This window comes from uncultured Planococcus sp. (assembly GCF_947501725.1).
GTDB lineage: Bacteria > Bacillota > Bacilli > Bacillales_A > Planococcaceae > Planococcus > Planococcus donghaensis_C.
Map to the genome: position 1 here is coordinate 18,179 of NZ_CANMXD010000003.1, position 12,002 is coordinate 30,180.

The following is a 12,002-nucleotide window of genomic DNA, read 5'->3' on the forward strand; positions in this document are numbered from 1 at the left end:
TTCATTTCCTCTTTTCTGTTACATGACCGAAGTTGGATTCATATCAATCGACAGCGTGGCTCCTTTTTTCAGCCATTCCGTCCGATGGATTTTGATCAATTGCTGCATGGTATCGGTCAGTTTCGGTTCTTTTTTGTATTTTATCAAACATTGATAGCGATATCTATTGTTGACACGGGCGATCAGCGAGGCGGAAGGCCCGATGATCAAGGTGTTTGGAGACAAGTGATTCTTCAGGTAACGGACCGTTTGATCCGCATATTCCGCTACTGTCATCAAATCTTCATGGGTAAACTGGATGTTGACCACGTAATAATACGGCGGGTAGCCGCTTGCTCTGCGCATGGCCATTTCCTGTTCATAGAAAGGTTCATACAATTGGTCTTTTGCCAACGTAATGGCGTAATGTTCGGGTGTATACGACTGGACAAAAACTGTGCCGGGGAGAATATCCCTTCCAGCCCTGCCGCTGACTTGTGTCAGCAGCTGATAGGTTTTTTCCGCTGCGCGGAAATCGGGCAAGTGCAGGGTCGTATCCGCCGACAGCACGCCGACTAAGGTGATGTTCGGAAAATCCAGTCCTTTGGCGATCATTTGAGTGCCCAGCAGGATATCTGCCTTTCCTTCACCGAAAGCGGAAAGGATTTTCTCATGGGCGCCTTTATTGCGGGTCGTGTCGACATCCATCCGCAGAACCCGTGCTTCCGGCACCACTTTCGCCAGCTCTTCTTCGACCTTCTGTGTACCGGTTCCGAAAAACCGGATATGCTCACTTTCACATTCCGGACAGGTTTTCGGTACACGTTCATCGTAGCCGCAATAATGGCATTTCATCGTTTCACTCGACCGGTGATACGTTAGGGAAATATCGCAGTTCGGACATTGCATGACGGTTCCGCAATCACGGCATAGCACAAACGACGAATAGCCCCGTTTATTGAGGAACAGAACGGTTTGCTGTTTTTTCTCCAAGCGGTCTCGGATAGCCTCCGCCAATTGCAGCGAAAACATGGAGCGGTTGCCGGTTCGCAGCTCTTCCCGCATATCGACGATATGAACCTCTGGCAAAGGCTGGTTTTTTGCCCGTTTTTCCAGCACCAACAATTCATAGACGCCTTTTTGTGCACGTGCATACGACTCCAGCGAAGGTGTCGCGCTGCCCAGAATAACCGGGCAATTATGGTACTCACTGCGCCAAATAGCCATGTCACGGGCATGATAGCGAGGAGAGTCGTCCTGTTTGTAGCTCGATTCATGCTCTTCATCGAGGATGATCAATCCCAGGTTCTGAAACGGCGCAAAAATGGCCGAACGGGCCCCGACAACGACTTTCACTTCTGCCCGTTGGATTTTTCGCCATTCATCGTATTTTTCGCCAGCCGATAATCCACTGTGGAGAACCGCGACCTGGTCTCCAAAACGCTCTTTAAAGCGAATGGTCATTTGGGGTGTCAACGAAATTTCCGGCACCAGCATGATCGCTTCTTTGCCCTGCTTCAGCACCTGATCGATCGTCTGCAGGTAGATTTCCGTTTTTCCGCTGCCCGTGATGCCATGCAACAGGAACGTTTTCGGTGTGTTCAGCGCGCTTTCAATCGAATCAAAAGCGATTTGTTGTGCTCCTGTCAGTTCCAGAGAGGACTTTTGCTCAATCGCTGTCAGCAATTGCGGATCCCGGTAGGATTCCATATTGGAAATCTGTGCCGCTCCTTTTTCCACTAAACTGTAAATCGTCGGCAGTGATACAGCTGCTTCTTTCTGAAGCTGCGAAGATTCGATTGAACGGCCCGAATTTTCCAGGAAAAATTCCATCAGCTTGAACTGCTGCTTGGCGTTGGCTCGAATTTCAATCGCCTCCAACTGTTCGGTGCTGTCAGCGATATGGATCATACGGACTTTTTTCACAGCAGTCTGCTGCTGGATATCAGTATCAGCAAGAATCGTGCCTTTTTCCATTTCCTTCTTCAACAAGCCGTAGACATCCACTGCATCCTGCAGCCGAATAAAGGATCGTTTTTCAAAATATGGACGCAAGGGGGCAGCGATTTCTTCAAGCGGTGCGTTCAGCACAAAGCGTTTTTCGTATTTTGCACGCAATGCTGCCGGCACCATGACCTGCAGCGCGTCGATTTCAAAGCACACTGTCTGCTCTTTCATCCATTGTGCCATTTTCAATAACTCTTCATTCAATACAGGCACGACGTCCATGAGTTCATGGATCGGTTTCAGGCGTTTCGGATCAAACTCCGAAAATGGTTTGATTTTGGTGATGAATCCAAGCACTTTGCGGTTGCCAAACGGCACTTTCACACGCATCCCCGGCTCTGCCAACACTTCCACTTCTTTTGGAATGGCATAATCAAAAGGGCGGTCAATCGGATGTGCGGCGACGTCCACAATGACTTCAGCTATCATGCGGCTCTTCCTTATCCGTGATCATTTCAAGCAATTCGCGCGCCAGTTGTTGTTTGGACATCATTTCAAAAGCCCTTTCAAAACCGTTTTTGCCGTAGACCGTCACCCGGTTTGTATCCGATTCAAATCCTGCCTGTGCTTCTGTTACATCATTGGCGATGATGTAATCCGCGTTCTTACGTTCCAATTTATCTTGGGCGTACTGTCCAACATTGTTGGTTTCAGCAGCAAAACCGATCAACACCTGATTTTTCTTGTGCTGGCCAAGATGCTGAAGGATGTCGACTGTCCGTTCGAGAACGATAGTCGAACCGCCTTCCTGTTTCTTCATTTTCTGCTCGGCAACCGTCTTGGGTCTGTAATCGGCTACTGCCGCAGTTTTAATGACATAATTTGCCGTATCAAATTGAGCTTCGACTGCCTGAAGCATGTCTTCTGCACTTTCCACTAAAATCCGTGTGACACCGCTCGGTACCGGCAATGAAACAGGACCGCTGATCAAAATTGTTTCTGCGCCCATTTCCGCTGCGGCACCAGCCATGGCATACCCCATTTTTCCGCTTGAGAAATTCGTCAGGAACCGGACTGGATCGATTCGCTCGCGTGTCGGTCCTGCCGTCACAACCACTTTTTTGCCTGCCAATTTATGTTCACGTGAAAAAAACCCTTTGACCAGCTCCGTAATTTTTTCCGGTTCTTCCAAGCGGCCTTTGCCGACATATCCACAGGCCAAAAAGCCTTCGGATGGCTCGATAAAGCGGATTCCGTCTTCATGAAGCTGCTGGATATTGCGTTTCACCGCAGGATGGTCATACATATGGACATTCATCGCCGGAGCAATCCAAATAGGGGCTGTTGCTGCCAGTAACGTCGTTGTGACCATATCATCACCGATGCCGTTTGCCAATTTGCCGATGACATTGGCGGTCCCCGGAGCTACGATGATCAGATCTGCCCAATCCGCGAGATCGATATGCGCAATGACAGAAGAATCCTTTTCATCAAATGTATCTGTGTAGACATCGTTTCTGGACATGACCTGAAACGTCAGCGGCTGCACAAATTGCTGCGCCGAACGGGTCATGATCACTTTTACGGAAGCACCGGCTTGCGACAGTTTGCTGACAAGTGCAACCGCCTTATAGACAGCAATTCCTCCACTGACACACAATAGGATTTTACGATTCTCCAACAATCCAAACACCCTTTCTAAACAACAAACTCCCAAAGAACAAGTTTGCTCTGGGAGTCGTCTGTTGCAATTAATGGTTAAATTTCGTCTTCGTATACTGCGAATTCATCTTGTTTTTCCTGCGTCAACACGCCGGCAGCCACTTCTTCCAGTGCTTTTCCGACCGATTTCGTTGAAGTATATGAGTCCAATTTCTCATCACCGTGTTCGTGCAATTGGCGTGCGCGTTTAGAAGCAAGCGCCACCAGCGAGTATTTTGAATCAATTCGGCTTTTCAGTTTATCAACGGATGGGTATAACATCAGACATTCTCCTTTAGCATATCAAAATATCGTTTTTCAACACGTTCACGCTTGCAATGTTCTGCAATGATGATGGCATTGATTCGGTCACAGGCATTTTCAACTTCATCGTTTTCAACAACATAATCATATAAATTCATCATTTCCAATTCCTGGCGGGCAGCCAACAGCCTGGAAGCGATGACTTCATCCGATTCCGTGCCGCGGCCCACCAGCCGTTCTTCCAGCTCCGATAAACTCGGCGGCGCTAAAAAGATGAACAAGCCATCAGGAACTTTCGAACGGACCTGGGCGGCGCCCTGAACTTCGATTTCCAGAAATACATCACGGCCCGCATCCCGCATCTTGTTCACATACTCAAGCGGTGTACCGTAATAATTCCCTACGAATTCCGCGTATTCAAGCAGCTGATCCTGTTCGATCAATTCTTCAAACTCACTCCGTGTCTTGAAGAAATAATCGACTTCATCAACTTCCCCTTCCCGTGGCGCTCTTGTCGTCATCGAGATGGAGTATTCGTAATTTGTATCCGGCTGTGAGAACAGCTCTTTTCGTACCGTGCCTTTGCCAACACCCGAAGGCCCTGATAGGACGATCAGCAGTCCACGTTGGTTTCTCATTTTATCCCTCATTTGCCTCATCATCATTTTCTTCTAAACGCAGGAGCGCTGTCTCTGCAGATACCGCAGAAATCACCACATGGTCACTGTCCATAATAAAAATCGACCTGGTTTTTTTCCCGCTGGTCGCATCAACCAGCAATCCTCTGCTGCGCGATTCCTGAATCAGCCGCTTTGCCGGTGCAGAATCTGGTGTAATGACTGCCACAATCCGGCTGACCGAAACTGCATTGCCTCCGCCAAGTGAAATAAACTTTACGTTTTTCGCCAAACTCCTCACCACCGTTCACAGCTGATCATTATTCTTCGTTTTCTAACTAACTGTCTTATTATATCATAATACACCGAGAAAATGATAAGATGGAACAAAACGATTTGAAAGAGGGATATTTAATGGCATTTGATGGATTATTCACAAAATCGATGACCAGCGAACTGCAACAGCTGGTCACCGGCAGGATTTCAAAAGTTCATCAGCCCAATCAGCTTGAACTGCTTCTACATATACGTGCCCAAGGAAAAAACCATAAATTGTTGATTTCGATCCACCCGTCTTATTCACGGATCCATTTGACGGCCGCGGCAAACGTCAATCCGTCAGAACCACCCATGTTTTGCATGCTGCTCCGCAAGCATATCGAAGGTGGCGTCATCACGGAGATTTCCCAATACGGGATGGACCGCCTGATCATGTTGAAGATCAAAGCAAAAAATGAAATCGGCGATGACATCGAACGCGAACTGCATGTCGAAATGATGGGACGGCATTCGAATGTCATCCTGATAGACGCAGAACGGACGATGATTCTCGACAGCCTGAAGCATTTGCCGCCGAGCGTCAATTCATTCCGCACCATTCTGCCTGGACAGCCGTATGTCTTCCCACCGTCCCAGGAGAAAAAAGACCCGTTTAGTGCGATCGATGAATTAACCGACACCGATCCGAAAGAAATCGTCGGCCAATTTTCCGGCTTTTCCCCATTGAATGCACGGGAACTTGCCTTTCGCCTGGAAACTTCGGATAACAAATCCGAAACTGCCAACGCCTTTCTGTCGGATTTCCTTAAGACTCAGCCAACAGGCCATTATGTCGAGCATGAAGGAAAAAGCTTCTTCTCTGCCACTCCGCTGACCCATATAGGCGAGAGTGGGATGAAATTTCCATCACTCGGCGAACTGCTCGACCGGATGTATTATGCCAAGGCTGAACGCGATCGCGTCAAACAGCAGGCCGGTGATCTGGAAAGATGGCTGCAAAATGAAATTTCCAAACTGAAACTTAAGTTGAAGAAATTGAAGAAAGAGCAGGACCAGGCAGAAAAACGCGACTTGCTTCAATTAAACGGCGAATTGATTATGGCCAATCTTCACCGCATCACCAAAGGCATGAAGGAAATTGAAGTCGATAATTACTACAACGATGAAAAAGTGACCATCACCCTGGATCCTCGGAAAACGCCGATCGACAACTCGCAGCGTTATTATTCGCGCTATCAGAAGGCGAAAACAGCAGTTGTCAAAACCCAGGAACAGATCGACAAGACCACAGAAGACATCGAGTATTTCGAAACCTTGATGTCACAGGTCCAGCAGGCAGGCATTTCTGATATTGAAGAAATCCGTGAAGAGCTCGCTGAGCAAGGTTTTATGAAAGCCCAAAAGTCAAAGAAAAAGAAAAAGCCGACAAAACCTTCTGTCGAACCTTATGTGTCTTCTACGGGCACACCGATTTCTGTCGGCAAAAACAACAAGCAGAACGATTACGTGACATTCAAAGTGGCTTCTAAATCAGATACATGGCTGCACACCAAAGATATACCCGGTTCACACGTCATCATCCACGACAGCAATCCGGATGAGACGACGATTCTGGAAGCAGCTACCATCGCCGCTTATTTCAGTAAAGCACGTGAGTCGTCTTCCGTCCCTGTCGACTACACGGAAGTGCGCCAGGTCAAAAAACCGAACGGCTCGAAACCTGGATTTGTCATTTATTTCGAACAGAAAACGGTATTTGTCACACCAGACGAAGAACTTGTGATTAAATTGAAGAAATAACGGTAGCAAAAGGGCTGTCCCAAAAGGTCATAAAAAATGACTTTTGGTGATAGCCCTTTTTGCGCTCTTAACATAAAAGGGCTATTAGTTTACATAATAATTATATTATGAAATAAAAGAGTTTTCCCATAAGTTAGGCTCAACCCATTGCTCTCCCCAGTGGTAAATGCTATGTTCTTAAAGGACTTAACTATAAGGGGGCTTTACACGTGTATACATATGCTACAAAACACAAGATGCTATTGGCCACTGGTGCCATTGCAACCTTGCTGCTCGCAGGGTGCGGCAGCGAAGAAAGCAAGACCGAAGAAACGAAAACTGCTTGGGATGAAATCCAGGAGCAGGGATCAATGACTGTCGCCACATCCGGGACCTTGCTCGCCACTTCTTTCCGTGACGCGGATTCTGATGAATTGACTGGCTTCGAAGTTGAAGTGGTACGGGAGCTCGGCGAACGCCTGGAGCTGGATATCGACTTTAAGGAGCTTGGATTTGACGAAATGCTGACAAGTGTCAATACTGGCCAGATCGATCTGGCCGCCAATGATATTGAAATCACTGAAGATCGCGCAGAAGAGTTCATCTTTTCAACGCCGATCAAGCATTCTTATGGCACCGCGGTTGTCCGAAAAGATGATTTATCCGGTATAGCAACCCTTGAAGACTTAGAAGGCAAGAAAGCGGCCGGGGCTTCTACATCGATCTATATGGAAATTGCCCGCGATTACGGCGCTGAGGAAGTGACCTATGACAATGCTACGAACGAAGTGTATTTACGCGATGTGTCAATCGGGCGCACGGATGTCATCCTGAATGACTATTATTTATCGACATTCGGTGTTGCAGCTTTTCCTGAACTGAATATCACTATCCATCCGGATATCAAATATGCACCGTCCGAGGTCGGGCTTGTCATGAACAAAGACAACACCGAGCTTGCGGAAAATGTCAATAGAGCCTTGGAAGAGATGCTTGCAGACGGCACCATCACAGAAATCTCAGAAGAATTCTTCGGCGGTGCAGATGTCTCGGTCAAACCGGATATTGAAGAAAATTAAGCAGGAGGTTGTCTGATGAATGACATTGAATGGGGATTGCTTTTTGACCCTGCCTTAGCTATCGAATCCCTGCCGTACGTACTGGAAGGCATCGGCTATACCTTGCTGATATCGATGGTCAGCATGTTCTTCGGGATGATCATCGGCTTTTTCCTTTCCCTAGCCCGCACTTCCCGGTTGCAGATCCTGCAATTTCCGGCACGCCTCTATATTTCCTTTATGAGGGGTGTTCCGATTCTGGTCATCCTGTTTCTGCTGTATTTCGCCCTGCCGGTCATCGGCATCGAATTCACAGCTGTGCAGGCGGCGTTGATCGGCTTCACCATCAATAGTGCAGCTTATATTGCCGAAGTCTTCCGTTCATCCCTTGCATCGGTTGATAAAGGCCAATGGGAATCTTCAACAGCGTTGGGATTGACCTATTGGCAAACTATGCGCCGCATCATCCTTCCACAATCTGTGCGAATTGCAGTACCGCCTTTATCGAACGTTTATCTGGACTTGATCAAAGCTTCTTCTTTGGCTGCCATGATCACCGTTCCGGAGATTTTCCAGAAGGCACGGATCGTCGGTGCCCGTGAATATGATTTGTTGACCATGCTGATCCTGGTGGCATTGATCTATTGGGCCATCTGTTCAGCGATGACAATTCTGCAGAACTATCTTGAAAAACGTTATGCAGATTATCTATAAAAAGCATCCGGAGATATTTTCTCCCGGATGCTTTTTTGTCTTTATTTTGTTTCTTCCCCGGACATATAGAGAACTTCCCACATATGCCCGTCCAAATCCTTGAAACTCTTGAGGTACATAAATTCATCATCCATTTTCTCACTTGCTTGCTGGGCACCTGCTTTAAACGCAGCGTCGACCAGTCGATCCACTTCTTCTTTGCTGTTTGCAGAAATGGCCGTGATCACTTCCGCACTGCTTGCGGTATCGGCTATTTCCCTTTTTGAGAAGCTCTTAAAAAAATCTTCCGTCAGTAGCATCCCATAAATCGAAGGTCCGATAATCATGCAGGCTCCTTTTTCATCTGTCATCTGTTCATCAAACCCAAATCCAATTTCTTCGAAAAAAGCTTTGGACCGCTCCAGATTCTTCACCGGCAAATTGACGAAAATATGGCTGGATTGGACACTCATATTTTCTCCCTCCTTTCTTTTGATTTTGTTACTTCCATTATTCGCCATCGGGTTCAAATATCCTGCCCCATGAAAAAAAGATCCTCACGGAGAGGATCTTTCAGGCAAGCCGATACCGCATTATATACGGCAACAGCAATATAACTGTAGGCATTACTAGCAGCACACTGATGATGAAGTTCCAGGCGCCGGCAAAAGGCGAAAGAAAGTTCAATATAAAAAGTGGTCCCACCATCATCATTGAAGCGAGAATGCGTGATAGGAACTGCACTTTATGGAGCATGCCGCAATTCAGGCAGGCTACCGGCTTGTAGGCCAGCCATAATGATTTGTTGATTTGCTTCCAGGTAAATGACGTCCGGCAGTTTACACATCGCTGCATCAATTGCCGGTCTTCAATTCATCGACATATTGTTTTGCTTCCAGTAAAGACCAACCGAATTCCTGTCTGGTACGTTTGACGGCTTCGATCATCTTCCCTTGCTGTAAGAGTTGCCGAATTTCTTCATTTATTTCGGGTTCTGCTATTTTTTGTCCTTGTGTAGATTTCTGGAGAAGTTTCTCCACATGCCTGACCCTCGTTTCCAGAGCTTTCACCCGCTGTTCCGTAGCATTGTAAAAGATGTAGCCAAACACTAGAACAGCTCCAAGTACAATCAGTATCCAAGATGAATCCATTTACTCAGCACCTCTCAAATAGGTTTTGCCGCGTTGATAAAATCCGTCCATTTCCTCTTTCGGCACCAAAGCGCCACCTGTTGACCAGACGACGTGATTAACGGTCGACATGCGGATTTGATTCGTTTCGGCGTAATCTGTCGCCTGTATTTTCAACGGACCCAGCAATCCCGCAGTAGCAGATGGTTCGACGAAAATGCCTTCACTGTCCGCCAGCAGCGCCAATAATTTAAACAGCTCCTGATCTTCCACAGTGTAGATGCCGCTGATGGTTTTTTCGCTGATGCCCGAGGCGAAGCTCGAAGGCCTGCCGACCGCCAGTCCATCCCCTTCCGTCACATTGTCGATGCCGAAATCCTGGACGCTGACCTTGTTTTTTTCGCCGGTCATCAAACCGATCAGCACTGCAGGCGAATGGGTCGGTTCCACGAAAAAGCAATGGACTGCGTCACCGAAGACCTGCCGCAGACCGAACGCAATTCCTCCCGGAGCTCCGCCCACTCCGCACGGCAAATAGACAAATAACGGATGCTTGGAATCCACTTGGATATTCGCATTCTCCAATTGGCGTTTGAGGCGAAAAGCAGCAACACTATAGCCTAAAAACAAGTGCTTAGACTTTTCATCGTCCACGAAATACGCATCCGGCTTGGTGAGTGTTTCCTTGCGCCCTGCCAAAATGGCTTCGCTGAAATCCCCTTCGAATTCGACCACTGTCGCTCCTTTATCACGCAACAAATCTTTTTTCCATTGCTTGGCGTCCGCAGACATATAGACGGATACTTGAAATCCAAGCTTGGCACTGATGATGCCGATACTAAGGCCCAAATTCCCTGTAGAGCCTACACCAATGGAATAGTGCTTGAAAAACTGCTGGAATCGGTCGGATGAAAATTGTTCGTAAGATTGTCCGGATTCCAACAGGCCGGCGCCAATGGCCAGTTTTTCCGCATGATGCAGTACTTCATAGACGCCACCGCGAGCTTTAATGGACCCCGCAATCGGCAATTCGTTGTCGCATTTCAAAAAAAGCTTGCCCGCAATGTCTCCACCATAAAAGTCGTTAAGCTGCTCTTTCATCCCAGGAATTTCGCGCAGCGGCGATTCGACAATGCCTTTTTCTGCTGCCGTGTCCGGAAATTCAGCTGCCAGATAAGGTGCAAACCGTTGCCATAGCTGTTCTGCATGCTCCATATCTTCCAGGCCGACTGGCAGGCCGGACATGTCAGCCGTCTTCCGGAGGTTCGGATTCAGCCAGACTACCGGCTCCAGGTCAATGATGTTCTTCAACAATGGATATTTTTCGATCAAGCTGTTTAATTTCTGTTGTGCCATACTCATCATCCAAATCTCCCCTCAGTCATTCGTGCTGTTAATTTCATCATACAGGACGAGCCTAAAAATTTCAGTTTTTGTCCAGAAGATTCTATGCTCCCCTTTTATCCATTAATTTGTTGACCGCCAGAAAAACCAAACCGATGAGTAGGAAAATCCACCATTCCAATTTGATGACTGGGCCGAAATCTTCGAACAGCCAAGCTATCAAAGCAACACACGCAAAAGCTCCGGCACCATATAACCCAGCTTTCACATAAGCTTGCCATTTCTTTTTATCCTTTTGAAATACAGATGAACGGACAATTTTAAAAATGACTGTAACGCCGATGACTGCCACCAGAATCACCGACAGCAGCATGAGCAGCAAGTTGCCGAGCGCAATGCCGTTATCCACCGGCCGAAAAAACGAAACAACCAGGCTAATGACTCCAAAGGTGGCCGCAAACCAGCCCGTTAAACCGATGACCTGTGAAGCGCTGAACCATAAAACATTTCGTCGGTTTTCACTCGGCAAATTTTCAATCAGTTCATCTGCGTATTTCTGAGGAGACTCCCCAAACAACTCTTTCGCAGACTTGCCATCTTCCTGCGCCTCCACCAAATGGTCCAAGAGGTCCATGAGTATCTCTTCTCCAGCATGTTCATCGATTCGGAGATCGGTCCTTAAATACAAAAGTATATCTTCGTATACTTTTTCATTGTCATGGTTCAGTAATCCTCTTTTCTCATTGTTCTCCTCAATCAATTCAGCTGTTTTCCTCATTTTCTCCACCCCTTTTCAGTAATTGGCTGACCGGTTTGGCAATTTCCAGCCATTCAGCAGAAATTTGATCCAGCTCCGCCTTTCCTTCATCGGTCAAAAAATAATATTTTCGGTTCGGCCCTGATGCAGAAGGCCTCATTTCCCCGCGGATAAAGCCGTTTTTCTGCAGTCTCAGCAACACCGGGTAAATAGTGCCGTCGCTGATGTCCGGCAGACCGATTCCCTGCAGTTTCTGCGACAGTTCATAGCCATAGACCGGCTGCTCTTCCACTACCGCCATAACGCAAGCATCCAAAACCCCTTTCAGCAATTGGCTTCTGAGAGCCATGCCTGTTCCTCCTCACGGTACTAGGTTATACAAGATAGCTATCTAAAAAAATAACTACCTTGCATCACCAGTTAGTTTTTTTTATTGTATTCAATTCCACCTCTT

At 47.3% G+C, this 12,002-nt stretch carries 14 protein-coding genes; 3 read left to right on the top strand and 11 right to left on the bottom strand.

Going from position 1 to position 12,002, the window contains the following annotated elements; genetic code table 11:
• Positions 1-18 precede the first annotated feature (18 nt).
• From priA to Q0785_RS04705, 5 genes are all read right to left on the bottom strand, one after another.
• Complete coding sequence (priA, locus tag Q0785_RS04685; protein WP_298826244.1) at positions 19-2,415, bottom strand: primosomal protein N'; 2,397 nt, start codon at positions 2,413-2,415, stop codon at positions 19-21.
• Positions 2,405-3,610, bottom strand: a complete 1,206-nt coding sequence (coaBC, locus tag Q0785_RS04690; protein ID WP_298826247.1) for a bifunctional phosphopantothenoylcysteine decarboxylase/phosphopantothenate--cysteine ligase CoaBC — start codon at positions 3,608-3,610, stop codon at positions 2,405-2,407. The genes priA and coaBC overlap by 11 nt, the downstream gene beginning before the upstream one ends.
• 74 nt (positions 3,611-3,684) lie before the next feature.
• Positions 3,685-3,909 (bottom strand): DNA-directed RNA polymerase subunit omega, encoded by a 225-nt coding sequence (gene rpoZ / locus Q0785_RS04695; protein WP_223633335.1) that lies wholly within the window; start codon positions 3,907-3,909, stop codon positions 3,685-3,687.
• Entirely contained in the window at positions 3,909-4,529 is a 621-nt protein-coding gene (gene gmk, locus Q0785_RS04700) for a guanylate kinase (RefSeq protein ID WP_298826255.1), read from the bottom strand. Before gmk ends, rpoZ begins: the two co-directional genes overlap by 1 nt.
• 1 nt (position 4,530) lies before the next feature.
• Positions 4,531-4,800, bottom strand: a complete 270-nt coding sequence (locus tag Q0785_RS04705; RefSeq protein WP_223633350.1) for an extracellular matrix/biofilm biosynthesis regulator RemA family protein — start codon at positions 4,798-4,800, stop codon at positions 4,531-4,533.
• A gap of 122 nt (positions 4,801-4,922) precedes the next feature.
• On the opposite strand from Q0785_RS04705, the gene Q0785_RS04710 reads away from it, so the two are divergent.
• From Q0785_RS04710 to Q0785_RS04720, 3 genes are all read left to right on the top strand, one after another.
• Positions 4,923-6,587: an NFACT RNA binding domain-containing protein gene (locus Q0785_RS04710; RefSeq protein WP_298826259.1), complete on the top strand. Its 1,665-nt coding sequence runs from the start codon at positions 4,923-4,925 to the stop codon at positions 6,585-6,587.
• A 236-nt stretch (positions 6,588-6,823) separates the two neighbouring features.
• Entirely contained in the window at positions 6,824-7,645 is an 822-nt protein-coding gene (locus Q0785_RS04715; protein ID WP_298827296.1) for a transporter substrate-binding domain-containing protein, read from the top strand.
• 12 nt (positions 7,646-7,657) lie between these two features.
• Positions 7,658-8,338, top strand: a complete 681-nt coding sequence (locus Q0785_RS04720) for an ABC transporter permease subunit (RefSeq protein ID WP_298827299.1) — start codon at positions 7,658-7,660, stop codon at positions 8,336-8,338.
• Positions 8,339-8,379: 41 nt separating this feature from the next.
• Here the strand turns inward: Q0785_RS04720 and Q0785_RS04725 are convergent, their stop codons facing one another.
• The 6 genes from Q0785_RS04725 to Q0785_RS04750 form a co-directional block, all read right to left on the bottom strand.
• Positions 8,380-8,790 carry a VOC family protein gene (locus Q0785_RS04725; protein ID WP_298826262.1) on the bottom strand — a complete coding sequence of 137 codons (411 nt, stop codon included), beginning with the start codon at positions 8,788-8,790 and terminating at the stop codon, positions 8,380-8,382.
• Between the two features lie 100 nt (positions 8,791-8,890).
• Positions 8,891-9,172, bottom strand: coding sequence for a TIGR04104 family putative zinc finger protein (locus Q0785_RS04730; protein WP_298826264.1), 282 nt, complete (start codon positions 9,170-9,172; stop codon positions 8,891-8,893).
• Positions 9,172-9,468 (bottom strand): hypothetical protein, encoded by a 297-nt coding sequence (locus Q0785_RS04735; protein ID WP_298826267.1) that lies wholly within the window; start codon positions 9,466-9,468, stop codon positions 9,172-9,174. Before Q0785_RS04735 ends, Q0785_RS04730 begins: the two co-directional genes overlap by 1 nt.
• Positions 9,469-10,809, bottom strand: a complete 1,341-nt coding sequence (locus Q0785_RS04740) for a D-serine ammonia-lyase (protein ID WP_298827302.1) — start codon at positions 10,807-10,809, stop codon at positions 9,469-9,471.
• A gap of 85 nt (positions 10,810-10,894) precedes the next feature.
• Positions 10,895-11,569, bottom strand: coding sequence for a DUF1129 family protein (locus Q0785_RS04745; RefSeq protein WP_298826270.1), 675 nt, complete (start codon positions 11,567-11,569; stop codon positions 10,895-10,897).
• A complete protein-coding gene (locus tag Q0785_RS04750; protein ID WP_298826273.1) occupies positions 11,553-11,897 on the bottom strand; it encodes a PadR family transcriptional regulator in 345 nt (114 codons plus the stop codon). Before Q0785_RS04750 ends, Q0785_RS04745 begins: the two co-directional genes overlap by 17 nt.
• Positions 11,898-12,002: the final 105 nt, after the last annotated feature.

Bases quoted from the DNA above. Each gene is read 5' to 3' on its own strand.
- gmk (WP_298826255.1), bottom strand. From the start codon at position 4,529: ATGAGAAACCAACGTGGACTGCTGATCGTCCTATCAGGGCCTTCGGGT.
- Q0785_RS04725 (WP_298826262.1), bottom strand. From the start codon at position 8,790: ATGAGTGTCCAATCCAGCCATATTTTCGTCAATTTGCCGGTGAAGAAT.
- priA (WP_298826244.1), bottom strand. From the start codon at position 2,415: ATGATAGCTGAAGTCATTGTGGACGTCGCCGCACATCCGATTGACCGC.
- Q0785_RS04735 (WP_298826267.1), bottom strand. From the start codon at position 9,468: ATGGATTCATCTTGGATACTGATTGTACTTGGAGCTGTTCTAGTGTTT.
- Q0785_RS04745 (WP_298826270.1), bottom strand. From the start codon at position 11,569: ATGAGGAAAACAGCTGAATTGATTGAGGAGAACAATGAGAAAAGAGGA.
- rpoZ (WP_223633335.1), bottom strand. From the start codon at position 3,909: ATGTTATACCCATCCGTTGATAAACTGAAAAGCCGAATTGATTCAAAA.
- Q0785_RS04750 (WP_298826273.1), bottom strand. From the start codon at position 11,897: ATGGCTCTCAGAAGCCAATTGCTGAAAGGGGTTTTGGATGCTTGCGTT.
- Q0785_RS04730 (WP_298826264.1), bottom strand. From the start codon at position 9,172: ATGCAGCGATGTGTAAACTGCCGGACGTCATTTACCTGGAAGCAAATC.
- Q0785_RS04740 (WP_298827302.1), bottom strand. From the start codon at position 10,809: ATGAGTATGGCACAACAGAAATTAAACAGCTTGATCGAAAAATATCCA.
- Q0785_RS04715 (WP_298827296.1), top strand. From the start codon at position 6,824: ATGCTATTGGCCACTGGTGCCATTGCAACCTTGCTGCTCGCAGGGTGC.
- Q0785_RS04710 (WP_298826259.1), top strand. From the start codon at position 4,923: ATGGCATTTGATGGATTATTCACAAAATCGATGACCAGCGAACTGCAA.